This is a genomic window from Pseudomonas helmanticensis (assembly GCF_900182985.1).
Lineage (GTDB): Bacteria > Pseudomonadota > Gammaproteobacteria > Pseudomonadales > Pseudomonadaceae > Aquipseudomonas > Aquipseudomonas helmanticensis.
On record NZ_FXUY01000001.1, the window covers coordinates 4,982,246 to 5,005,170 of the forward strand.

At 59.3% G+C, this 22,925-nt stretch carries 18 protein-coding genes and 1 tRNA gene; 3 read left to right on the forward strand and 16 right to left on the reverse strand.

Annotated elements, in window-relative coordinates; genetic code table 11:
• Positions 1 to 41: 41 nt before the first annotated feature.
• The 15 genes from QOL84_RS22230 to rpsU form a co-directional block, all read right to left on the reverse strand.
• Positions 42 to 1,853, reverse strand: a complete 1,812-nt coding sequence (locus tag QOL84_RS22230) for a S9 family peptidase (RefSeq protein WP_283438564.1) — start codon at positions 1,851 to 1,853, stop codon at positions 42 to 44.
• On the reverse strand, positions 1,819 to 2,958 hold the full coding sequence (pqqE, locus tag QOL84_RS22235) for a pyrroloquinoline quinone biosynthesis protein PqqE (protein WP_283438676.1): 1,140 nt from the start codon (positions 2,956 to 2,958) through the stop codon (positions 1,819 to 1,821). Before pqqE ends, QOL84_RS22230 begins: the two co-directional genes overlap by 35 nt.
• Complete coding sequence (gene pqqD / locus QOL84_RS22240; protein WP_129395779.1) at positions 2,951 to 3,226, reverse strand: pyrroloquinoline quinone biosynthesis peptide chaperone PqqD; 276 nt, start codon at positions 3,224 to 3,226, stop codon at positions 2,951 to 2,953. Before pqqD ends, pqqE begins: the two co-directional genes overlap by 8 nt.
• Positions 3,223 to 3,975 carry a pyrroloquinoline-quinone synthase PqqC gene (gene pqqC / locus QOL84_RS22245; RefSeq protein WP_283438565.1) on the reverse strand — a complete coding sequence of 251 codons (753 nt, stop codon included), beginning with the start codon at positions 3,973 to 3,975 and terminating at the stop codon, positions 3,223 to 3,225. Before pqqC ends, pqqD begins: the two co-directional genes overlap by 4 nt.
• A gap of 140 nt (positions 3,976 to 4,115) precedes the next feature.
• The gene (gene pqqB, locus QOL84_RS22250; RefSeq protein ID WP_283438566.1) at positions 4,116 to 5,027 is read right to left on the reverse strand and encodes a pyrroloquinoline quinone biosynthesis protein PqqB; all 912 of its coding nucleotides are present in this window, start codon (positions 5,025 to 5,027) and stop codon (positions 4,116 to 4,118) included.
• Between the two features lie 81 nt (positions 5,028 to 5,108).
• The gene (pqqA, locus tag QOL84_RS22255; RefSeq protein ID WP_003422658.1) at positions 5,109 to 5,183 is read right to left on the reverse strand and encodes a pyrroloquinoline quinone precursor peptide PqqA; all 75 of its coding nucleotides are present in this window, start codon (positions 5,181 to 5,183) and stop codon (positions 5,109 to 5,111) included.
• Between the two features lie 156 nt (positions 5,184 to 5,339).
• Positions 5,340 to 7,754 (reverse strand): pyrroloquinoline quinone biosynthesis protein PqqF, encoded by a 2,415-nt coding sequence (gene pqqF / locus QOL84_RS22260; protein ID WP_283438567.1) that lies wholly within the window; start codon positions 7,752 to 7,754, stop codon positions 5,340 to 5,342.
• A gap of 38 nt (positions 7,755 to 7,792) precedes the next feature.
• Positions 7,793 to 8,587: a carbon-nitrogen hydrolase family protein gene (locus tag QOL84_RS22265; protein ID WP_283438568.1), complete on the reverse strand. Its 795-nt coding sequence runs from the start codon at positions 8,585 to 8,587 to the stop codon at positions 7,793 to 7,795.
• Positions 8,588 to 8,599: 12 nt separating this feature from the next.
• Positions 8,600 to 10,282, reverse strand: coding sequence for a flavin monoamine oxidase family protein (locus QOL84_RS22270; protein ID WP_283438569.1), 1,683 nt, complete (start codon positions 10,280 to 10,282; stop codon positions 8,600 to 8,602).
• A 224-nt stretch (positions 10,283 to 10,506) separates the two neighbouring features.
• Entirely contained in the window at positions 10,507 to 10,968 is a 462-nt protein-coding gene (locus QOL84_RS22275; RefSeq protein ID WP_038363402.1) for an Lrp/AsnC family transcriptional regulator, read from the reverse strand.
• 572 nt (positions 10,969 to 11,540) lie between these two features.
• A tRNA-Ile gene (locus QOL84_RS22280) sits at positions 11,541 to 11,617 on the reverse strand.
• A gap of 15 nt (positions 11,618 to 11,632) precedes the next feature.
• On the reverse strand, positions 11,633 to 15,379 hold the full coding sequence (locus QOL84_RS22285) for a bifunctional diguanylate cyclase/phosphodiesterase (protein WP_129395772.1): 3,747 nt from the start codon (positions 15,377 to 15,379) through the stop codon (positions 11,633 to 11,635).
• Positions 15,380 to 15,505: 126 nt separating this feature from the next.
• On the reverse strand, positions 15,506 to 17,350 hold the full coding sequence (gene rpoD, locus QOL84_RS22290) for an RNA polymerase sigma factor RpoD (RefSeq protein ID WP_283438570.1): 1,845 nt from the start codon (positions 17,348 to 17,350) through the stop codon (positions 15,506 to 15,508).
• A 67-nt stretch (positions 17,351 to 17,417) separates the two neighbouring features.
• On the reverse strand, positions 17,418 to 19,382 hold the full coding sequence (gene dnaG / locus QOL84_RS22295) for a DNA primase (protein WP_283438571.1): 1,965 nt from the start codon (positions 19,380 to 19,382) through the stop codon (positions 17,418 to 17,420).
• Positions 19,383 to 19,867: 485 nt separating this feature from the next.
• Positions 19,868 to 20,083 carry a 30S ribosomal protein S21 gene (gene rpsU / locus QOL84_RS22300; RefSeq protein ID WP_002551877.1) on the reverse strand — a complete coding sequence of 72 codons (216 nt, stop codon included), beginning with the start codon at positions 20,081 to 20,083 and terminating at the stop codon, positions 19,868 to 19,870.
• 199 nt (positions 20,084 to 20,282) lie between these two features.
• Between rpsU and tsaD the strand changes: the two genes are divergently transcribed.
• Entirely contained in the window at positions 20,283 to 21,308 is a 1,026-nt protein-coding gene (tsaD, locus tag QOL84_RS22305) for a tRNA (adenosine(37)-N6)-threonylcarbamoyltransferase complex transferase subunit TsaD (RefSeq protein WP_283438572.1), read from the forward strand.
• A gap of 23 nt (positions 21,309 to 21,331) precedes the next feature.
• Here tsaD and plsY read toward each other — a convergent pair whose 3' ends face one another.
• Positions 21,332 to 21,901: a glycerol-3-phosphate 1-O-acyltransferase PlsY gene (gene plsY / locus QOL84_RS22310; RefSeq protein ID WP_129395768.1), complete on the reverse strand. Its 570-nt coding sequence runs from the start codon at positions 21,899 to 21,901 to the stop codon at positions 21,332 to 21,334.
• A gap of 74 nt (positions 21,902 to 21,975) precedes the next feature.
• Here plsY and folB point away from each other — a divergent pair, with 74 nt between their 5' ends.
• On the forward strand, positions 21,976 to 22,332 hold the full coding sequence (gene folB, locus QOL84_RS22315) for a dihydroneopterin aldolase (protein ID WP_064390789.1): 357 nt from the start codon (positions 21,976 to 21,978) through the stop codon (positions 22,330 to 22,332).
• On the forward strand, positions 22,323 to 22,838 hold the full coding sequence (gene folK / locus QOL84_RS22320) for a 2-amino-4-hydroxy-6-hydroxymethyldihydropteridine diphosphokinase (protein ID WP_129395766.1): 516 nt from the start codon (positions 22,323 to 22,325) through the stop codon (positions 22,836 to 22,838). The genes folB and folK overlap by 10 nt, the downstream gene beginning before the upstream one ends.
• The last annotated feature ends 87 nt before the right edge of the window (positions 22,839 to 22,925 follow it).

Here is a 22,925-nt window from a genome sequence, read left to right on the forward strand (position 1 = left end):
AAAAGATCGCAGCGTGCCGCAGTTCCTACAGGGAGAGGGTTTCAGTCAGAGAGCCCCATCACCCGGCGGTAAAACTTCCATTCATGTTCCAGCGCATGCGCCTGATTGGCGGCGCGGCGGAAGCCGTGGCGTTCGTCGGGGTAGTAATGGACTTCGACCGGGACGGCGTTCTGCTCCAGCGCCGTGACCATGTCACGGGTTTGTTGCGGGACAACCACGGCGTCCAGTTCACCCTGAAAGAAAATCACCGGCACGCGGATGTTGTTTGCGTGCAGCAACGGCGTGCGGGCAGCGTAGCGTTCGGCATCTTGCTCGGGATCGCCGATCAGCCAGTCCAGATAATCCCCTTCGAACTTGTGTGTCGCTCGTGCCAGCGCAACTGGATCGCTAACGCCGTAAAGGCTGGCGCCCGCACGGAAAACCTGTTTGAACGCCAATGCGCATAAAGTGGTGTAACCGCCTGCGCTGCCGCCCCGAATGAAAGCGCGATTGCCGTCGATCAAACCCTGTTCGGCGAGATAGCTCACTACCGCACAAGCATCCTCGACATCCACCTCGCCCCAGCTCAAGTGCAGTGCCTGCCGATATTCCCGGCCATAACCGCTACTACCGCGATAGTTGAGATCGGCGACGGCGAAGCCGCGGTGCGTCCAGTACTGGATGCGCGGGTCGAGCATCGGGTAGCAGGCCGACGTCGGGCCGCCGTGGATGAACACCACCAGCGGCGGTTTCGTCTCGCCGCTCATGGCTGGATAGAAGAACCCATGCGCCTCGCCCGACCCGCTCGGGTAACGCAGGGTTTGCGGGCGGCTGATGTGCTCGGCGGGCAGGGGCGCCACGTCACCGGCCAGCACCTTCACTTCGCGCGTGGTTCGATCAATGGCGATGACCGCCGCTGGGCTGATCGGCGAGGCAGCGATGCAGTAGAGGTTTTGTGCATCCAGCGCCAGATGACGGAAGCGACTGTAGTCGCCTGTGAAATCTTCATCGCCGAGGGTCAGACGGCCGAAACCACCTTCGGTCCAACTGGCTAAAAAAGAACCCTCGACAGACAACCAAGTGCAGCCGCCCAATTGCCAAGGCGCCGGTGCATGATCGGCCGGCGCTGCGGACAAAGGCTCCAGACCATCGGAAGTCTCAGCCCACGGCTGCCAGAATCCACCGCGATCGGTCAGGCAATACAGCCGACCTTCAGTATCAAATCGTGGTTGTTGAATGGATTCTTCAACCTCACCGCCAGCAACACATCGTGGCGAACCGAATGTGCCGGCAGCCAAGCATTCAGCCACCATCAACCGGGTCGAGGTCCACGGCTGATGCGGCCGACTCCACTCGATCCACGCTAAACGCTGACCATCCGGGCTGATAGTTGGCGCAGCATAGAAATCCGCGCCCTCAGCCAACAAATGCCGCGCGCCGTCAGCCAAATCAATCGCCACCAGCCGATGCTTATCACGCTGTTCTTCCACCGCCAGCACCTGGCCATTGGCAAAATGCAGATCGCCATAACGACACTCACCCGACGTCAGCGCCTCAGGCTCGCCATCCAGCGTCTGCCGATACAACTGCTGATCTGCCTCCGCGACGAAAACCACCCCATCTGGCGTCAGACAAAACGCGCCACCACCATATTCGTACACCCGACTGCGCACGCTGAAGCCGTTCGGCGTCAGACATTTCGCCACGCCATCACGCCAATGCCAGATCCGGCAGGCGGCATCTTCCGGACGATATTCATTCCAGAACAATCCATTGGCACCGAGTTGCAGCTCGGCGAAGTCCATGCCGGCGGCGACGGCTTGCGAGGCGCTGAAAGGCTCAGCCCTTGGCGATGAGGCGCGAGTTTCGTTCATTGCGGAAGGCCAATTGTTCGATGGTTTGGGTGGCGGTCTCGGCTTCTTCGCGGGCCTTGAGGATCACGCCGTGATGTTCGGATTTGCTGCACACCGGGTCGGCATTGCTCGCATCACCGGTGAGCATGAACGCCTGGCAGCGGCAGCCGCCGAAGTCTTTTTCTTTCTCGTCGCAGGAGCGGCACGGCTCGGGCATCCAGTCGTAGCCGCGAAAGCGATTGAAACCAAACGAGTCGTACCAGATGTGCTGCATGCTGTGATCGCGCACATTGGGAAATTGCACTGGCATCTGCCGGGCGCCGTGGCAGGGCAGGGCGGTGCCGTCCGGCGTGACCGTCAGAAAGATGCTTCCCCAGCCGTTCATGCAGGCTTTCGGGCGTTCTTCGTAGTAATCCGGGGTGACGAAAATCAGCTTGCACGGATGCCCTTCGGCTTCCAGTTTCGCGCGGTATTCGTTGGTGATGCGCTCGGCGCGCACCAGTTGCTCTTTGGTCGGCAACAGGCCGACACGATTGAGCTGCGCCCAACCGTAAAACTGGCAGGTGGCGAGTTCGACGAAGTCGGCTTCAAGTGCAATGCACAGCTCGATGATGCGGTCGATCTTGTCGATGTTGTGCCGATGGGTGACGAAATTCAGCACCATCGGATAGCCGTGGGCCTTCACCGCACGGGCCATCTCCAGCTTCTGCGCGAAGGCTTTTTTCGAGCCGGCGAGGAGGTTGTTCACTTGCTCGTCGCTGGCCTGAAAACTGATCTGTATGTGATCGAGGCCGGCCTTCTTGAAGTCGCTGATTTTCTGCTCGGTCAGGCCAATGCCGGAGGTGATCAGGTTGGTGTAGAAACCCAACTGCCGCGCTTCATGAATCAGCTCGGCGAGATCCTGACGCACCAGCGGCTCGCCACCGGAAAAGCCCAGTTGCGCCGCGCCCATCTCCCGCGCCTCGCGGAAGACCTTGATCCACTGTTCTGTGGTCAGCTCTTTGCCCTGCTCGGCAAAATCCAGTGGATTGGAGCAGTACGGGCATTGCAGCGGGCAGCGGTAGGTCAGCTCGGCGAGCAGCCACAGCGGCAGGCCGATTTCAGGCTTGGGCGGCAGATCAGGCAAGTTCGATCCAGTGCTGTGCACGGGCAACCTCCATGAATTGCTCGATGTCGTCACCGAGCTCGGGCACGCCGGGGAACTGCTCATCGAGTTGGGCGATGATCGCCGCGACGTCGCGTTCGCCGTCAATCAAACCGCCGATCAGTGCAGCGGTTTCGTTGAGCTTGATCATGCCTTCCGGGTACAGCAGCACATGGCCTTTCTGCGCCGGTTCGTACTGGAAACGGTAGCCGGGGCGCCAGCTCGGGACTTTGCTGCGATCGAAACTCATAAGGTGATTCCTTTATGCCAGACGCGTTGTTCGGTCACGCTGTGGTACGGCGGGCGGTTCAATTCGTAGGCCATGCTCATGGCATCGAGCATGCTCCAAAGAATGTCCAGTTTGAACTGGAGAATTTCCAGCATGCGCTCCTGGCCTTCGCGCGTCTTGTAGTGCTCGAGCGTGATCGCCAGACCGTGCTCGACATCGCGCCGGGCCTGACCGAGGCGGGTGCGGAAGTATTCGTAACCGGCCGGGTCGATCCACGGGTAATGCTGCGGCCAGCTGTCGAGGCGCGATTGGTGGATCTGCGGCGCGAACAGTTCGGTCAGTGAGCTGCTGGCGGCTTCCTGCCAATTGGCGCGGCGGGCGAAGTTGACGTAGGCATCGACGGCGAACCGTACGCCGGGCAGCACCAGCTCCTGAGAGCGCAGTTGATCCGGGTTGAGACCGACCGCTTGACCGAGTCGCAGCCACGCTTCGATGCCGCCGTCTTCACCGGGGGCGCCGTCGTGGTCGAGCAGGCGCTGAATCCACTCGCGGCGGATTTCGCGGTCCGGGCAGTTGGCGAGGATCGCCGCGTCTTTCAGAGGGATGTTCACCTGATAGTAGAAGCGGTTGGCGACCCAGCCCTGGATCTGTTCGCGAGTGGCGCGGCCTTCATACATCGCCACGTGGTACGGGTGGTAGATGTGGTAGTAAGCGCCTTTGGCGCGCAGGGCCGCTTCGAATTCGGTGGGGGACAGCGGGGTGTCAGTCATTGCGGTTCTCCGGGGAACAACCCTAGAAATATCTAGTGTATGTGCCGGCCTTATCGCGAGCAGGCTCACTCCTACAGGTGATCGCATTCCAATGTAGGAGTGAGCCTGCTCGCGATAGACCGCGCAGCGGTCTCAAATGCTTACAGCACAATACTCATGCCGTCATACGCCACTTCAACATCACGCCGCGCCAATTCCGCACGCTCCGGCGAATCCTCGTCGAGAATCGGATTGGTATTGTTGATGTGGATAAGCACCTTGCGCTGTTCAGGCAGTTGCTCCAGTACTTCGAGCATGCCGCCAGGCCCGTTCTGTGCCAGATGGCCCATCTCGCGTCCGGTGCGGGTGCCGACGCCACGACGCTGCATTTCATCGTCATCCCACATCGTGCCGTCGACCAACAGGCAATCGCTGCTCGCCATGATTTCCAGCAACGGCGCATCGACCTTGCCCAGTCCTGGCGCATAGAACAGCTTGCCGCCGGTGTTCAGGTCTTCAACGATCAAACCGATATTGTCGCCCGGGTGCGGGTCGAAGCGGTGCGGCGAGTACGGCGGCGCGGCGCTGCGCAATGGCAGCGGGGTGAAACGCAGGTTCGGGCAGGCGGCCACGGTGAAACTCTGGTCGAGTTCGATGCGGTTCCAGGCAAGCCCGCCGTTCCAGTGGGTAAGCATCTTGAACAATGGAAAACCGGTGCTGAGGTCTTCGTGAACCATGTCCGTGCACCAGACCTGATGCGGGCAGCCTTCGCGCAGGCTGAGCAGACCGGTGGTGTGGTCGATCTGGCTGTCCATCAGGATGATCGCGCTGATGCCGGTGTCACGCAGGGCGCGGCCCGGTTGCATCGGGGCGAAGCTTTGCAGCTGCGCGCGGATGTCCGGCGAGGCGTTGCACAGCACCCAGTTCACGCCGTCATCGGAAATCGCGATGGACGATTGGGTGCGGGCCTTGGCATTCAGGCTGCCGTCGCGAAAGCCTGCGCAATTGACGCAGTTGCAATTCCACTGCGGAAAACCGCCACCAGCGGCCGAACCCAGAATCTGGACGAACATGAACACTCCATCATTTCAACGCGGAAAATAAAACGCCCCGGCGAGCCGAGGCGTTGCACTGCAGTTCTATGTAAGCAGAACTCAGCGGCTGGCGAAGTACATGGTGACTTCGAAGCCGATACGCAGGTCGGTGTAAGCAGGTTTTGTCCAGGACATGATGTGTCTCCTCGGGGTGGGTGGGATAGCGCTGTCCATAGGTATAGTCCACGGCAGCGCAAAGATGTTCCAAATAGTTAGGCTGCTATGTTACTCAAAATGTCACCGGGTTTGCCCGTGAATCTTTGAGAAAGCTCCTTGCAGCCTTGGTAATGATCATTTTGTCGCTTGCCATGCGGTTTGCGGCGCCGGATCGCTGGCGAGGCAGAGCCAGCCACCTTCTGCGTTGATCACACGCTGAGCAGCGGCGAGCAATGTCTGGCGGTCGAGTTGGCCGATTGCGCTGATCAATTGCTCAAGATAATCCGACGAGTGGCCCGCGAGCCTGGCCTGCCACAGCAGTTCGGCGGCATCTCTGCTGGCCAGTGTGGCGTCACCGAATTGATCCGCGAGATTTTGCCGTTGCTGGCTGAGACTGGCTTCATCAAGTTGTTCGATCAGCGCGGGAATTGCGATGAGAAACTGTTGAATGTGCTTGAGCAACTCCGCAGGTTTGGCACTTGGCGATTGCACGCCGAACAGCAGGGCGGTCTGCCCCTGAATCTGGCGAAGCGCAATGAACACGGCGTAGCCCAATTGCAACTCGACGCGCAAACGCTGATAGAACGGTGTCTGACACAGCTGCGCGAGCATTCGCCATGCAGCTTCGTCGGCGATATCGCGATTGGCGGTTGGGCAGAACAGCAACAAGGCGTGTTCGCTGGAGGCGGTATCGATGTGGCTCCAGTGTTTGTGCGCCGTGATCGCCGCCGGCGTTGGCAACTGATTGTCCGGGGTCCCGGGAATACGGCTCAGGGCCAGGCCCATGGCCGATTGCGTCTGCTGATCAAGACCCAGAGCAAGGCCGTCCCAGCGTGAAGTTGTCCACAGGTGCTTGGCATCGTCCCCGGTTTTGGCTGATGGCAGAACATGTTCCGGCAGCAGTTCAAGCAGTTGGCGAATGAGGATCAGCGGCGGTTTCGGCTCAGCAAGCGTTGAGTCGGCGTCAACCTGTATCAGACATTTCAGCGCGTGCTCGAGAACGCCGGGCATTGGCTCCTGCAGACCGCTGAGCTTCAGCAACCATTGGTTGCCAGTGGCGCTGAAAGTCAGCTCGACGCCGGCCTCACGCGCATCTTGCTGCGTTTGCCGAAGACTGCGCTGCAACCGCGAGTGCAGATCAGTGCTGGCGGCGGCCTTCATCTGCCAGCGCAGATAAATCGCGCCTTCATCAGTGCTGTCCGGCAACGCCTGGCTGAACTGCATCGGCGAGCGTTCACGACGGCCGCGCGATCGATCCTGAGCGAACGTACGCAGGCCTCGGTGGGCGCTGGTCTGGCCGCGAATCAGTCCGGCGTTGGCCAAAGGCTCATTGGCTCGCAGGAATGGATTGGCGGCGGGCAGATGCCAGTGCTCGCTGAAGTTATCCACAGTGCCGATTTCGCTGAGGATCTGTGTGAGGGCTTCAGCGCCTCTATCGGACAAGCCATTTTCAAGCTGCTCACTGTCGAGCCGCGCCAGTTGCAGCGCGCCGCTGACTTGCTGCTGACGTTCAAGCAGGGCCGCGTATTCTTTGCGCAGTGGCGCCCAATCTTGCTGAGCGAAGAAATTCAGCCAATCCAGGATCTGCTCGCGAATGGCATTTAACGATTCCGGTGGCGCGGTGAATTCCAGCTGCAACAACGCTTGCCCGTTGAAGTGATAAACCGGCGCGGCTTTCAAGCCATCTGCCAGCTTCTGCTGCTGCAAATGCGCGGGCAACCCGCCGGGTTTGGTGCTGTTCAGCCAATGACAAAGAAACGCCAAAGCCTCGACAGACGACTCAGGCAAGTAATCAAACGCAAACAGAAAATTGCCGCGTCGCTCACTGACCTGTTGATAACTTTTCACCGTCAGCGGCACGGTTGCCGCCTGCGCAACGTTATCCCCAGCCGGTAAGGCTTGTGAAAACTGCTCAGCCAGCGCTTTCAATTCTTCGAAACTCTGCGGCCCAACCAGGCTCAAGGTCATCTGCCCAGTCTGATAAAACTGCTGATGGAAATCGTTGAGCGCCTGTTGAAACGCAGCCTGCTCGACTTGCAGGCTGTCCCGATTCCCCGCATGAAACCCGCGCAACGGATGCTCTGCCGGTAATCCTTCGAACAAGGCAAATTGCTGCTGCGCCGCAGGATCTTGCGACCAGGCGATAAATTCTGCCTGCAACACTTCCCGTTCCCGCAACTGATCTTCCGGTTTCATACGTGGCTGGGCGAGCATGTCTGACAGACGCTCCAGCCCAGCGCTGAACGCTTTAGTCGGCAACTCAAAGAAATAATCAGTGGTACGTTCCCGGGTGCTGGCGTTCACCTGGCCACCGTGACCTTGCACGTAGGCCATCAGCCCTTCGCCCGCAGGAAAACGCTCGGTGCCGAGAAACAGCAGATGCTCAAGGAAATGCGCCAGCCCCGGCCACGCCAGCGGCACGTCATGACTACCGGCAGCCACGCGCAATGCGGCGGCGCTGCGCTTCAAACCGGGCACATGACGCAGGGTCACACGCAAGCCGTTGGCCAGGGTTTCAGTATGGGGGCGGGGGTGAGTCGGCGCAGGCATGGGCACTTCCAGAACAGTGAAGTGCCAATGCTAGCGGATTAGCGCTGGTTCAGCGCGCCGTAAAGCTCGGGGCGACGATCGCTGAGGTAGAGATTGGCTGCGCGCGAGTCGAGCATCAACTGCCGATCAAGCTCGCCGATGATCAACGCTTCGTCGAGTCCGGCCTGGGCGATGCGACTACCATCCGGCGCGGCGAGGCTGCTTTGCCCGCAATAATGGATGTCGCCTTCGTGGCCGCAATAGTTGGCGTAGGCCACGTAGCACTGGTTTTCGAAGGCGCGCGAACGCACGGTGACATCGGCGACGAAATCGAACGGGATCATGTTCGCGGTCGGCACCAGAATCAACTCGGCGCCGGCGAGTGCCAGACGCCGGGTGTTTTCCGGAAATTCCAGGTCGTAGCAGATCAGGAAACCTAGCTTCCAGCCATTGAGTTCGACGATGGGGAAATCATCCTCACCCGGGCTGAACATCGAGCGATCCAGATCACCAAACAGATGCGTTTTACGGTAATTGCACAGGCGCTCACCGTGCGAATCGATCAACTGCACGGCGTTGTAGATCTGACCGTCAGCGGTGCGTTCCGGATACCCGTAAACAATCGCCAGCCCGGCTGCCTTGGCGATCCGGCCGATCTGTTGCGCCCATTCTCCGTTGTAGACCTCAGCCAGCGTGCTGACCGCCTCGGCCCCGATGTTGTAGCCGGTCATGAACATCTCCGGCAGCACCAGCAAGTCCGCACCCTTGGCCTCCATCGCCAGTTGATGCAGGCGCTGCAGGTTGGCGGCGGGGTCCAGTGGCAGCGGTGGACATTGGTAAAGGGCTACACGCATCAGGGATTCCTCTTACTCGGGCAGGGCGATAGGGCCGATGTCTTTGAACACATCACCTGGGCCGGGGTTCGCTTTATGTGTCGAACCGCCGAAATGCTTCATGATCCCCCACACCGCGTTGAGCGAGGTTTGTACCGCGCCTTCGACCCATGCCGGCGTCCACGAAACGTCGTCGCCAGCGATGAAAATTCCGCGTTGCTCGGCGGGCATGTCGTCCTGCATGAAGTGCGCGTACATGCGCTGGTTGTAGCGGTAGTGGCCGGGCAGTGCGCCTTTGAACGCACCGAGGAAATACGGATCGGCTTCCCAGGAAACGGTGATCGGATCGCCAATGATCCGTGCGGCAATGTCGACTTTCGGGTAGATCTTTTTCAACGCGTTCAGCGCCAGTTCAACGCGTTTTTCCACCGGGTGCGGGAGCATCTTCAAGGCGTCGCTCATCCACGAGTACGACAAGCAGATCACGCCCGGTTTGTCGTCTCCGTTGTCGAACAGATAGGTGCCACGGGTCAGGCGATCGGTGAGGGTCATGCTCATCAAATCGCGGCCGGTCTCCGGGTCCTTGTCCTTCCAGAACGGCCGGTCGACCATCACGAAAGTCTTCGAAGATTGCATGTAGCGAGTGCGATCAAGCGCCATCCACATCTTCTGCGAGAACAGGGTTTCGTCGCACTCGATCTGCGTGGTCAGCAGCCAGCTCTGGCAAGTGGTGAGCACAGCAGCGTATTCGCGGGTGTCGCCGTTGTTGTCGGTGACGGCGAAACGGCCATCCGGCGCATGAGCGATTTTCTTCACGCCGGAGCGCGGCGCGCCACGGTGCAGGGATTTCAGACTGGTGCCTTCTGGCCAATGCACGCAGCGCTCCGGCACATGCCGCCAGATGCCTTGCGGTACTTGCTCGACGCCGCCGACCACCAGGTGTTGGTGATCGTCGCAGTTGGTCATCACCACGCGGAAGATTTCCAGCATCGAGTTAGGGAAATCCGAGTCCCAGCCGCCGGTACCGAAACCGACCTGACCGAATACTTCGCGGTGATGGAACGACAGTTTGGCGAAGGCTTCCGAGGTGGCGACGAAGTCATAGAACGTGCGGTCGTCCCACAGCGGCACCAAGGTGTTCCACAACTCTTTCAGGCGCGGCACATCACGGTCACGGATGGCTTGCTGGATATCGGCGAACTGCGAGCCGGCTTCCAGTGCATCCGCCCAGGCGTCAGCCACTTCCTGGAACAGCGCAGGAAGATCCGCCAGTTTCTGTGCGTAGTGGGTTTTGCCTTCCAGGTCGATCACGGTGCTGCCGGAGGCTGGCGTCAACGGGTTCGGAAAAGGTTTGGTCGCAAGCCCGAGCTTGTCGACGTAGTGATAGAACGCCGTGGAAGAGACCGGGAAGCGCATGCCGCCAAGTTCAGCGACGATGCCATCGGTGCCGTTGAAAGCTTGCGAGCGCAAACGACCACCAAGCTTCGACGCCTCATAAACCACCGGTTTCAGGCCAAGCTTCATCAGCTCGTAAGCGGCCACCAGACCGGCAATGCCTGCGCCGACAATCGCCACTTCGGCGCCGTGATTATGTTCAGGAATACTACCGAGGCCGGCCGGGTGTTCGATCCAGTCGTCAAACGCGAACGGAAAGTCCGGGCCGAAAATGGTGACTGGTTTCTTACCGTCTGCAGGATGGCGATTGTTCTTGTTCATGGTTGACCTTGCTGGCGACCCGACGCGGGATGCGCGTCTGAGTATAGGAAAAGATGCCAGCCATTCTAGGGAGCGTAGAGTACGTTAATAAGACGCAAAGTGTCGTCGTTTTGCCAATAAGCTGATCAATCTGACGAATGCTGCCTGCACACCGACCAAAATGTGGGAGCCGGGCTTGCCCGCGAAGAGGCCTTATCAGCCAACCGAAATGATATGGCCAACACTCAAACCGGCTGCCCCCGATCAATCTTGCTACTCAAAATAATCGAGGTCGTCGTCTTCTCCACCCCATCCACGCTACCAATCTGATCCAGTAACTGATCGAGCTGCTCCGGCGAATCCGTACGCAACCACGCCACATAATCAAACTCGCCACTCACCGCACACAACTGCTGCACCTGCGCCATCGCACTCAACCGGCGCACTACCTCTTTGCCGGAACGCGGCTGCACCTTGATCCCGACGTAGGCCTGCAAGCCGCCATCGACCACGCGCTGGCCCAGACGTACGCCATAACCGGTGATGACCTTGGCCTTTTCCAGCCGCGCCAATCGAGAGGTCACGGTGGTGCGCGCAATGCCTAATTGCCGGGCAAGCATGGCCACACTTTCGCGGGCGTTGATTTGCAGTGCGGCGATTAGCTGACGGTCGATTTCATCGAGTGCGGGCGGGCGGGTGTCTGGCAAGGGGCGGCTCCATGAGGGGGGGTGAATTACGCATGTTACAAGACTACCAAGTTGACACGACGCTGATCCTTGTCAAAGATGTGGGCAAGAGCGCGAAATCTGCTGCCTTGCAGGGCTTCAGCAGACGTAGGTACCTCAGCGATGCTGCTACGTCGGTGTAAGGTGAGACCTCTAATCCAATTTCCTGAGGATGCAGATATCAGGATTTGAATACCCATGGGGCAGCCTTAATGCTGCCCTTTTTATTTGCCTGCGTAAGGGGCGGGCACTATCATCGCCACCTCAGCACTGACCGGAACCTTGGTAGCAAGGGGTGTTGATTTCGGTGGCGCAAGTCACTCCCAGCCAGTGAGCGGGATATGCGGGTAGCCGTGAAAGAACAAGCCGATAGAGATTCACAGAAAGCCCTGATGCGAAAGCGTCGGGGCTTTCTGCTTTCCAGTGCTTCCAAAAGTTAAAAGGCTGAAGGAGAAAAATGGTGTGAGTTGCGCGGTTTCGGATAACTGATGTTTTTTGACGTTTACCGATCGACCGCCCAAGAAAAAGCCGCGCATTTAGCGCGGCTTTCAATTTGGTGGGCCCACACGGACTTGAACCGTGGACCAAAGGATTATGAGTCCTCTGCTCTAACCAACTGAGCTATAGGCCCTCAGTAGGTCGCGGATTATAGCGACGGTTTCTCGGCTGTGCTATCCGAATAATCCGATACGGTTACACGAAGAAACGTTGCCGCGAATTCTTCCGGTGGCAGCGGCAGGCTGACGATGTAGCCCTGGATCTGTTCGCAGCCTTCGGCGGCGAGGAATTGCTGCTGTGCCTGGGTTTCCACACCCTCGGCGATGACGGTGAATTGCATGCTGCGGCCCAGTGCGATGATGGCCCGGACAATCGCCGCATCGTGGGGGTCATCGGGCAGCCCACGGACGAAGGACTGGTCAATTTTAAGGATGTCCAGCGGCAAGCGCTTGAGGTAGCTGAGCGAGGAATAGCCGGTGCCGAAGTCATCGATCGCGAGTTGAACGCCGAGGTGTTTGAGTTGGTGCAGCACGGCCAGCGCCTCTTCGGCCTGACTCATGATGAAATTCTCGGTAATTTCCAGTTGCAGTAAATCCGGCATCAGGCCGTTGTCGTTGAGCAATTGTTCGATGCGGCCGAGCAGGTTCGGCTGACGCAATTGTGCGCCGGCGAGGTTCACCGACAATGGGCCGAGGCTGTCATAGACCTGATTCCACTCGAACATCTGCCGGCACGCGGTCTCCAGCACCCAGTCGCCGATCTGCAGAATCATGCCGTTCTCTTCGGCGAGCGGGATGAAGTGCTCAGGTGGTACTTCGCCGAAGGTCGGGTGCCGCCAGCGGATCAGTGCTTCAGCGCCGACCAGACGGTGGTCGTCGAGGCTGATTTTTGGCTGGTAATAGAGGTGCAACTCATCGCGCTCGATGGCTCGGCGCAGTTCGTGCTCCAGCGCCACACGCTCACTGGCTTGGGCGGTGAGGTCGCGGGTATAGCTCTCGACGCGGTTGCGGCCCTTGGCTTTGGAGCGGTACATCGCCGCGTCGGCGTTTTTCACCAGCGTAGCGACGTCGCAACCGTCACGTGGGTACAAGCTGGTGCCGATGCTCGCGCTGATGAAGAACTCATGCTCACCGGCCTGGAACGGCGCGCCGAAGCAGTTGAGCAGCTTGGTGGCGATGTTGTCGGCGTCGCTGGCCTGCTGCAGGCCGGGCAGCAGGATGATGAATTCATCGCCGCCCAGTCGCGCCACGGTATCGATGTCGCGCAGTTGCTCTTTGAGGCGCACGGCGATGCCCTTGAGCAGCAGGTCGCCGACCGGGTGGCCGAGGCTGTCGTTGATGTGTTTGAAGCGATCAAGATCGAGGAACAGCACAGCGCCCTGACCACCGTTTTCCTGCTGATTGTTCAGTGCCATGAGCAGACGACTTTCGAACAGCGTGCGGTTCGGCAGGCCGGTCAGTGGGTCGTGGTGTGCCTGATAGTCGAGCTTGGCCTGCGCATGCTTGAGACTGGAGATGTCGGCGAACACGGCGACAAAGTGGGTAATGAATTTGTCGCGGTTACGCACGGCGCTGATGGTCAGCCAGCTCGGGTACAACTCGCCGTTCTTGCGTCGGTTGGAAATTTCGCCTTGCCAATGCCCCTCGTCGGTCAACTGATGCCACATCGCCGCGTAGAACGCGCTGTCATGCAGGCCGGAGGCGAGCAGACGCGGCGTGTGGCCGAGCGCCTCGCTTTCGCTGTAACCGGTGATTTCGGTGAAGGCCCGATTGACCGCGCTGATGTGCTGCTGGGTGTCGGTGATCAATACGCCTTCGGCGGTGCTCTCGAACACAGTTGCCGCCTGCTGCAATTTTTCCTGCATCAGATGGCGTTCGGTAATGTCCCGGGCGATGGTTAGCATGCAGTCTTCTTCGCCGATTGGCAGAGGTCGGCTGGAGACTTCGCAAAGGCGGATCAGCCCGTCGCTGCGGCGGATATGGCAGGTGAAGTCGCGTACGAAACCGTCACGATGCAGCAGATCGAGCATCTGTTTGCGTTCGTTGAGATTGACCCAGATGCCCAGATCCAGCGCCGAGCGATCCACCGACATCGCGCTGTTGAAACCGGTGATGCGGCTGAAGCCTTCGTTGACCTCCAGCAGCAGGCCATCGCTCTGGCGTGACAACAGCAAGCCATCGGGCGAGGCATGAAACGCCTTGGCGAACTTCTCTTCCGAGGTTTGCAGTTGCTGCTGGGTTTCCTTGAGCTGAGTAATGTCGCGCACCACTACCACCAGTGCCGGAGTGGTGTCGAGGTCGAACGGCTCGGCGGAAATCAGGCCGGTAAATACTTGGCCGTTGTTGCGGCGAAAGGGCATTTCCAGGTTGCGGATGCTGCCGGCCTGCAAGCGCTGCAACAGGCCCGGACCGACCCCGGGAATGCCCCAGATATTCAGATCGGTGGCGGTCTGGCCAATGACTTCTTCGGCCTTCAGTCCGATCTGTTCCTCAAACGCTTCGTTGACCTCCAGCAAACAGCCATCGGACAGCCGCGCGATTACCAGAATGTCCGGGCATTGCTGGAATACCGAAGCAAATTTCTGCTCGGACAGGCGCAAAGCCTCTTCGGTGCGCTTGGTCTCACTGATGTCGATCATCAAGCCGCGCATCACCGGCTCATGACCGTGTTCGATCAGGCTGACAATGTCGCGCACCCACAGGCAGCGCCCATCGGCGGTGATTACCCGATAGTCGAGCGTGTGATCGCGACCCTCGCGTACGGCGTCATCACAGATGGCCTGAGCTCGGGTCAGATCTGCCGGATGAATGATATTTCGCCAGAAACCCGGAATCAGCCAGTGCGATTGTGGATAACCGAGCAGATCTTCGGCGTGCGGGGACACATAGCTGTAGGTGAAGTCGCTCATCCGCGCTTCCCAGGCGATGGCCGACAGGCTCTCCACCAGCCCGCGATAGTGATACTCGCTGCTGCGCAACTCCTGCTCGAGGTCGATTCGCCGGGCGATTTCCGAACTCAGGCGCCGGTTGATGCGGATCACCACGGCCAGCACGATCACCAGCAGGAGCAAGCCGGGCAGGCCGTAAACCAATAGATCTGACCAGAATGTCCGATGATCGAGAACGTTGCCGACCCAGTGCTCCTGAATGCTGCTGATTTCGTCCGGACTCATGTCGGCCAGGACTTTATCCAGAATGCCCACCAGCATTTTGTTGTCGCGGGGTACGGCCATCGCCAATTGATAGCGATAAGGGGTTTCGCCGCTGACGTACAAACCGTCGAGTTTGAGCTGGCGCAGGCTCCAGACGCTGGAAGCGAGGTCGCCGACCACCGCGTCGACCTCGTCGGTGGCCAGGGCCTGCAAGGCGGAACTGACATTGGGCATGGCCACCAGATTCAGATCCGGGTGGTGCGTGCGCAAAAGCTCATGCGGCGCGTAGTTTTCCACCACGGCGATTTTCAGACCGTAGAGGTCTTCGAGTTTGCGCGGCTGCGCGCCTCCGACGTGGGCGAGGATGACAATCGGGAAGTCGAGGTAAGGCCGGGTGAATGACAGGTAGGTCTGGCGTTCCGGGGTCGACATGATCCCTGGCAACAGATCGATCTTGCCTTGTTTGACCTGCTCCAGCACTTCTGTCCAGCTCACGGGTTCGATGGGCGTGAGTTTGATCGCGAGGCGTTGACGAATAACGTCGATATAGTCGGCTGCCAGCCCTTGGTAGCGGTTTTGGTCGTCGCGGAACTCGAACGGCGGCCACGACGCGTCCACACCAAGGTGCAAATCCGGGTGAGCCGCCAGCCAGCTACGTTCTTCATCGGTCAGAGTCAGCGCGTCAGCCGTTGCGGTCCAGATCATCAGTGACAGCAAAAAAAGCACGGACGCCAGTCTGGGCATAACGCTCTCGTTATGGCTCGGGGATGATTGTTTCGAGTGTAGACGGGGTATGCGGGGGAGGGGTGGTGCGAGGAACTTAATCTGCCATATAAACAAAACCCCCGGCCTGGGCCGGGGGTTCTGGTATCACTCGTCGAGGAAGGAGCGCAGATGCTCGCTTCGCGTCGGGTGGCGCAGCTTGCGCAGCGCCTTGGCTTCGATCTGACGGATCCGCTCACGCGTTACGTCAAACTGTTTGCCCACTTCTTCGAGTGTATGGTCGGTGTTCATGTCGATACCGAAGCGCATGCGCAGTACTTTGGCTTCACGGGCAGTGAGGCCGGACAGTACTTCGCGAGTCGCTTCTTTCAGGCTCTCAACAGTGGCGACATCGATTGGCGACTGCATGGTCGAGTCTTCGATGAAGTCACCCAGATGGGAGTCTTCGTCATCACCGATCGGCGTTTCCATGGAGATCGGCTCTTTAGCGATCTTCAATACCTTGCGGATCTTGTCCTCAGGCATTTCCATGCGTTCGCCCAGCTCTTCCGGGGTCGGTTCGCGACCCATTTCCTGCAACATCTGCCGGGAAATACGGTTGAGCTTGTTGATCGTCTCGATCATGTGCACCGGAATACGGATGGTGCGTGCCTGGTCAGCGATCGAGCGAGTGATCGCCTGACGGATCCACCAGGTGGCATAAGTCGAGAACTTGTAACCACGACGGTATTCGAACTTGTCCACCGCTTTCATCAGACCGATGTTGCCTTCCTGGATCAGATCGAGGAATTGCAGGCCGCGGTTGGTGTACTTCTTGGCGATCGAGATCACCAGACGCAAGTTGGCTTCAACCATCTCTTTCTTCGCGCGGCGGGCCTTGGCCTCACCGATCGACATGCGACGGTTGATGTCCTTGATTTCAGCGATGGTCAGACCGGTCTCGGTTTCCAGCGCGATCAGTTTCTGCTGGCAACGAATGATGTCCGGCTGAACGCGACCGATGGCTTCGGCGTACTTGCTCTTGCCTTTGGCCAGACCGTCGGACCAGCTTTCGTCGACTTCATTGCCCGGGAACTGACGCAGGAAATCGGCGCGTGGCATACGTGCATCACGTACACACAGTTGCATGATCGCGCGCTCTTGCTGACGCAGGCGATCCAGGGCACCGCGAACACGCTCGACCAAACCTTCGAATTGCTTCGGTACCAGTTTGATCGGCATGAACAGCTCGGCCAGAGCCAGCAATTCGGCAATCGCTGCCTTATTGCTGCGACCGTGCTTTTTCAGCGCCTTGCGGGTGACTTCCATCTGATCAGCCACGGCGCCAAAGCGCTGTGCAGCAATGACCGGATCCGGACCGCTTTCGGCTTCTTCTTCGTCATCGGAAGATTCAGCTTCTTCGTCGTCGGTTTCGTCGTCGGCTTTCGCGACTTTCGCTTCGACTGGCGGCGGCACTTCAGCAGGCGGCGCAATGCCGTCGTCCGGGTCGATATAACCGCTCAGGACGTCGGACAGGCGACCACCTTCGGTGGTGACGCGGGTGTACTCGGAGAGAATGTGGTCAACCGTGCCAGGGAAGTGCGCGATTGCGCCCATCACTTCACGAATGCCCTCTTCGATCCGCTTGGCGATTTCGATTTCGCCTTCACGAGTCAGAAGCTCGACCGTACCCATTTCACGCATGTACATGCGCACTGGGTCAGTGGTGCGACCGATATCGGTCTCCACCGCTGCCAACGCAGCGGCTGCTTCTTCCGCAGCGGCCTCGTCGGTATCGGCGTCGGCCAACATAAGGGCGTCCGCATCCGGAGCACTCTCGTGTACGGGGATCCCCATGTCGTTAATCATGCGGATGATGTCTTCCACCTGCTCTGGATCTGAAATATCCTCGGGCAGGTGGTCGTTGACCTCGGCGTAAGTCAGATACTTCTGCTCACGACCCAGTTTGATCAACTCAATAATACGAGACTGCTGTTGCGCTTTTCCGGACATAACACCCTATCCACTGAAGGTCTTGGCGGGCAAAAAACAAGCCGAGGATTATACCTGAGCTATGACCTCACGCGCCAGTTGAGGTCGGGTTTGATGCGGAAACATTGCGACTTAGAAGGTCGCGCAGTTGATTTTTCTCTTCGAGACTCAGTTCGCCTTGACGCGCTTTCCTGAGTAACTGTTCAAGATTTCGCTCGCGTTGGCGGGCTGACAAGCTAGTAATGGTGTCGAAAAACTGTTGTTCAAGGTTATCTCCGTCAATCAACCATTCCTTTTCTGCCAGTGCCTTGAGCAAGCGACCCTGTTCAGTGCCGTGCCATCGCGCGATCAACTGAAATGAGTTTAGCTTGGGATTCTTCTGTACGGCTTCGAGCAGCGCCACAAGTAGCTGGGCGTTGGTCTGATTTTCGTCGGCAATGTGCCCGGCATCTTCGACGCGCTCGGCCAATTGCGGGTGATGAAGCAGTGTGCGCAGGGCGGTCAGGGTCGGCGACTCGACGCCAATCGGCGTGCGCGGGCGTTGCTGATCGCGATCACCGCCACGCTTGCCGTTCTTGTCCCAGGGCTTCTTGTCCCATTTCTTGCCGCCGGCACCGGGTTTCTTCGGCGTCCATTCCTGCTGCGGCACATACATGTCCTGTGCCTGCGGCTGATGGTAGTCGCTGTAGTCCGGCATTGCGTCGTAATTGATGCCCGGATCGTAGGCCGGCGGCGCTTCCTGCGGCGCGCTTTGCGCCAGCTGACTGACGGTTTCGCTGCTCAGGCCGGTGATTTCGCTCAGGCGCTGACGCATCAGGATGCGCAGGTTGGCACCTGGCACCTTGTCGATCAGCGGTGTGGCGAGGGTGGCCATATGGGCCTTGCCTTCGAGCGAGCGCGGATCGGCTTCCTCGGTCAATTGCTGGAAGAAATAGTCGGCCAGCGGCTGCGCGTGCTGATTGATCCGCGCCTTGAACGCGTCAGTGCCTTCTGCGCGAACCAAGGTGTCCGGGTCTTCGCCTTCTGGCAGAAACAGAAAGCGCGCACGACGGCCGTCCTGCAGGCTCGACAGCGTTGCTTCGAGTGCGCGCCAGGCGGCATTACGGCCAGCCTGGTCACCGTCGAAGCAGAACAGCACGTTCGGTACGACGCGGAACAGGCGCTTCAAATGTTCTTCGCTGGTCGCTGTGCCCAGCGTCGCGACGGCATTCTTCAGGCCTTGCTGGGCGAGAGCGATGACGTCCATGTAGCCTTCGACGACGATGATTTCGTCGAGGTTGCGGTTGTTCTTGCGTGCTTCATAAAGACCGTAGAGTTCCTGGCCTTTATGGAATACCGGGGTTTCCGGGGAGTTCAGGTACTTGGGCTTGTCGTCGCCGAGTACGCGACCACCGAAGGCGATGATGCGGCCGCGGGTGTCGCGGATCGGGAACATCACGCGATCGCGGAAGCGGTCATAGCGTTTGCCGGTTTCGGCGTTCTCGATCAGCAGGCCGGCGTCGATCATGGCTTTTTGCTGAAGCGTATCGCTGCTCAAGTGCTTGAACAGGTTGTCCCAGCCCGGCGGCGCGAAGCCAAGGCCGAAATCCCGGGCGATCTCACCGGTCAGGCCGCGGCCCTTGAGGTAGTCCACCGCAGCTTTGCGCGATGGATGGCTCTTGAGCGCCTGCTTGTAAAAGTCGGCAGCGGCGGTGAGCAACGGGTACAGCGGCGAATCGGTCGGCTGGCGCGGTTTGTGCGCGCGGCCGCTTTCTTCGCGGGGGATTTCCATGCCGGCGGCTTTCGCCAGATCCTCGACCGCCTGGGGGAAATCCAGGTTGTCGTGATCCATGAGAAAGCCCAAGGCATTACCGCCGGCGCCGCAGCCGAAGCAGTAATAGAACTGTTTGTCGGGGCTGACGCTGAAGGACGGGGTTTTCTCTTTGTGAAACGGGCAACAGGCGGTGTAGTTCTTGCCGGCCTTCTTCAATTGCACGCGCGAGCTGACCACGTCGACGATGTCGGTGCGGTTCAGCAGGTCGTCAATGAAGCTCTGGGGAATTAGCCCGGCCATGGCATTCTCGTCGTCTGCGCTGCAATAAGTCCGATGCGTAAGGCTGGCGGGCGCGGGTCGTTGTTTGAAGCGCGCAAAAGGTGCGGCTCGACCGGTGTCGTCTGCGTAATCGCTGTCGGGAAGTGTATCTGCCGAAAATCCACTGACGTTAGTACCCATCAGTTTTCGACTATTTGAAAGTGTTGCGCTGAATCCGCTGGCGGCCGTTAAAGGGCCTCGGATAGCTCAATAAAGCGGGCACGCATGCAGGTGCCTTGGGCTGATCGTCGTAAGAGGAATCAGTGGGTGTGCTCGTCAGTAGCCTTGAAAGGCTCGTCAGAAAAGACGTGCACCGCTGGCAAAAGAGCCAGGTCTGACGTTTGAAGCAGATTTGTCTCGGTCGCGTGTGCGGCTTCGACATTGAAGCATCAAGCGTTTTACGCAAATGCCATTAGCCCGGCTCAGAGCCGGGCTTAGGCAAGAAGCTTGCTACGAACGTCTGTGTATTAGTACAGACGAACGGCGCGGCGCTGTTCGCGCTGAACTTTCTTGGCGTGACGCTTAACAGCGGCTGCTGCTTTGCGCTTACGCTCAGAAGTTGGCTTCTCGTAAAATTCGCGGCTACGAACTTCAGCCAGTACACCGGCTTTTTCGCAGGAGCGCTTGAAACGACGCAGAGCTACGTCGAAGGGTTCGTTCTCTTTAACTTTGACGGCTGGCATCCAGAGCTACCTTCATTCATTACCGGGGTCAACATCCTCGCGGCAAAAGAGCACTTGAAGACGTCGGTTTTTAAGGGTTGCGGATGTTAACCCCTCATCGCTCGGAATGCAAAGCCTCTGATCGAAAACCGCTGGTCGGGGCATCCCGCGACGACTATTATGCGCGCCTTCGAATTCAGCCTAAACAAGGCGCAAACCCATGCTAGTACTGGGATTAGAAACCTCCTGCGACGAAACCGGCGTCGCATTATATGACAGTGAACGCGGCCTGCTGGCCGACGCACTGTTCAGCCAGATCGACCTGCACCGCGCTTATGGCGGTGTGGTGCCGGAACTCGCCTCGCGTGACCACGTCAAGCGCATGCTGCCCTTGATTCGTCAGGTGTTGGCCGAGGCTGACTGTGTGCCGACCGAGATCGACGCAATCGCCTATACCGCGGGTCCTGGCCTGGTTGGTGCGTTGCTGGTCGGTGCTTCCTGCGCCCAGGCGTTGGCGTTTGCCTGGGGCATTCCGGCGCTTGGCGTGCACCACATGGAAGGGCATTTGCTCGCGCCGATGCTGGAGCCAGAACCGCCGGAATTCCCGTTCGTCGCTTTGTTGGTCTCCGGCGGTCATACGCAGCTGGTTCAGGTCGATGGCATCGGTCAATACAGCCTGCTCGGCGAGACACTCGACGACGCTGCCGGTGAAGCATTCGACAAAACCGCGAAGATGATGGGCCTCAATTATCCGGGTGGGCCGGAAATCGCCAAGTTGGCGGAGAAGGGCGTCGCAGGACGTTTCACCTTTCCGCGTCCGATGTGCGATCGCCCTGGTCTGCAATTCAGCTTCAGTGGTCTGAAAACCTCTGCGCTCAACGCCTGGCAGCAGTGCGTCAGCGCCGGGGACGACAACGAGCAAGCCCGTTGCGACATCGCGCTGGCGTTCCAGCAGGCCGTGGTGGAGACTTTGACCATCAAGTGCAAGCGCGCCCTGAAACAGGCGGGCATGAAGCGTCTGGTGATTGCTGGCGGCGTCAGTGCCAACAAGGCCTTGCGCGTTTCGCTGGAGAAAATGCTCGGCGACATGAAGGGCGATGTGTTTTATGCCCGTCCCGAATTCTGCACCGACAACGGCGCGATGATCGCGTTTGCCGGTTGCCAGCGTTTGCAGGCCGGTCAGCAGGAAAGCCTGGCGATCAGCGTGCAGGCACGTTGGCCGATGGAGCAGTTGTCGGCGTTGTGATGAGCGGCGCTCATGAGCGGTATTTAAAAATGCCGTTCGCGCCCGGCAAACAGGTCGCGTAGATTGCCGCGGTGACGCCAGACGATCAGCAGTGTCAGCGCGCTCATCGGCAACAGCGCCTCCGGTTCCTGCCAGGCCAGCAACGGCAGGGTCAGTGGCGTGGCGATCAGCGCAGCGAGCGAGCTGGTGCGGGTCAGGTAAAACGTCAGCAACCAGGCGCATACTGCCAGCAGCGCGGCGGGGGGATACAGGCCCAGCAGCATGCCGGCAGCGGTGGCGACGCCTTTGCCGCCACGGAAGCGAAAATACAGCGGGAACAGGTGACCGATCACGGCACACACGCCGATCCACGCCTGATCCTGAAGAGAAAGGCCCACAGCCGCTGCGATCAGCACCGGCACGAGGCCTTTGCACAGATCACCCAGCAAGGTCAGGATCGCCAGTTTGCGACCGACCAGGCGCAGCATGTTGGTGGCGCCGGCATTACCCGAGCCACTCATTCGCGGATCCGGATTTCCGGTCAGGCGGCTGAGCAAAATGGCGAAGGACAGCGAGCCGAGCAGGTAGGCGAGAGTCGCCAGTAACCAAAACATGCTAACTATTCCGGGCGAGGACGCCCTGATTCTAACGGCGCATTGCGCCCTTGTCGTGCAGCGGAGAAAAGTGCTTGGACAGAGTGTTTATCGAGGGCCTGGAAGTTGACACCGTGATCGGTGCCTACGACTGGGAGCGCGGCATCCGACAGTGCCTGCGTCTTGATCTGAGCTTCGCCTGGGACAATCGCCCGGCCGCCGCCGGTGACGATCTGACCCTGGCGCTCGATTACGCCAGTGTTTCCACGCGCATCCAGGCCTTTGCCGAGCAGGCGCAGTTTCAACTGGTCGAGACCTTCGCTGAGCGTCTGGTCGAAGTGCTGATGAGCGAGTTCAAGATTACTTGGGTTCGCTTGAAGCTGACCAAGCCTGGCGCTGTACCGGCTGCGAAGGGTGGCGTGGGTGTGGAGATCGAGCGCGGATGTCGCTGACTCAGGTCTATCTCGGGCTCGGTAGCAATATCGAGCGCGAAACCCATTTGCGCGCAGGTCTCGATGCATTGGCGAAGTTTCTTGTCGATATCCGCTGTTCGGCGGTGTTCGAGAGCGCGCCTGTGGGCATCAAGAGCGGGCCGTTCATCAACTTTGTGGTCTCGGCCTATACCGATCTGCCGTTGATGGAGCTGGATCGCCGCTTGAAATTCATCGAGGCGGATAACGGCCGTTACGCGCCGGATCGCAAGGGTTTGCCGCTGGATATCGACGTGCTGCTGTATGGCGAGCTGGTCGGTAACTTTGACGGACTGGTACTGCCGCGTGCTGAAATTCTGAAGAATGCCTTTGTGCTGTGGCCGTTGTCGCTGATTGCGCCGGATCGCGTGCATCCGGGTGTGGGAAAAAGCTTCGCGACGTTGTGGGCAGAGGCGCAGATTGATCAGGTGCTGGCACCGGTCGGGTTTGAGTGGCGCGGCGAGCAGCTCACGCCTGAGAACCTTTAAAAGCAAAAGATCGCAGCCTGCGGCAGCTCCAGAAAAAACGCGTATTTTCCATGTAGGAGCTGCCGCAGGCTGCGATCTTTTGATCTT

Excerpts from the sequence above, each read along its gene's own strand:
- QOL84_RS22230 (WP_283438564.1), bottom strand. The coding sequence starts at position 1,853 with ATGAACGAAACTCGCGCCTCATCGCCAAGGGCTGAGCCTTTCAGCGCC.
- pqqD (WP_129395779.1), bottom strand. The coding sequence starts at position 3,226 with ATGAGTTTCGATCGCAGCAAAGTCCCGAGCTGGCGCCCCGGCTACCGT.
- pqqC (WP_283438565.1), bottom strand. The coding sequence starts at position 3,975 with ATGACTGACACCCCGCTGTCCCCCACCGAATTCGAAGCGGCCCTGCGC.
- pqqB (WP_283438566.1), bottom strand. The coding sequence starts at position 5,027 with ATGTTCGTCCAGATTCTGGGTTCGGCCGCTGGTGGCGGTTTTCCGCAG.
- pqqF (WP_283438567.1), bottom strand. The coding sequence starts at position 7,754 with ATGCCTGCGCCGACTCACCCCCGCCCCCATACTGAAACCCTGGCCAAC.
- QOL84_RS22265 (WP_283438568.1), bottom strand. The coding sequence starts at position 8,587 with ATGCGTGTAGCCCTTTACCAATGTCCACCGCTGCCACTGGACCCCGCC.
- QOL84_RS22270 (WP_283438569.1), bottom strand. The coding sequence starts at position 10,282 with ATGAACAAGAACAATCGCCATCCTGCAGACGGTAAGAAACCAGTCACC.
- QOL84_RS22285 (WP_129395772.1), bottom strand. The coding sequence starts at position 15,379 with ATGCCCAGACTGGCGTCCGTGCTTTTTTTGCTGTCACTGATGATCTGG.
- rpoD (WP_283438570.1), bottom strand. The coding sequence starts at position 17,350 with ATGTCCGGAAAAGCGCAACAGCAGTCTCGTATTATTGAGTTGATCAAA.
- dnaG (WP_283438571.1), bottom strand. The coding sequence starts at position 19,382 with ATGGCCGGGCTAATTCCCCAGAGCTTCATTGACGACCTGCTGAACCGC.
- rpsU (WP_002551877.1), bottom strand. The coding sequence starts at position 20,083 with ATGCCAGCCGTCAAAGTTAAAGAGAACGAACCCTTCGACGTAGCTCTG.
- tsaD (WP_283438572.1), top strand. The coding sequence starts at position 20,283 with ATGCTAGTACTGGGATTAGAAACCTCCTGCGACGAAACCGGCGTCGCA.
- plsY (WP_129395768.1), bottom strand. The coding sequence starts at position 21,901 with ATGTTTTGGTTACTGGCGACTCTCGCCTACCTGCTCGGCTCGCTGTCC.
- folK (WP_129395766.1), top strand. The coding sequence starts at position 22,323 with ATGTCGCTGACTCAGGTCTATCTCGGGCTCGGTAGCAATATCGAGCGC.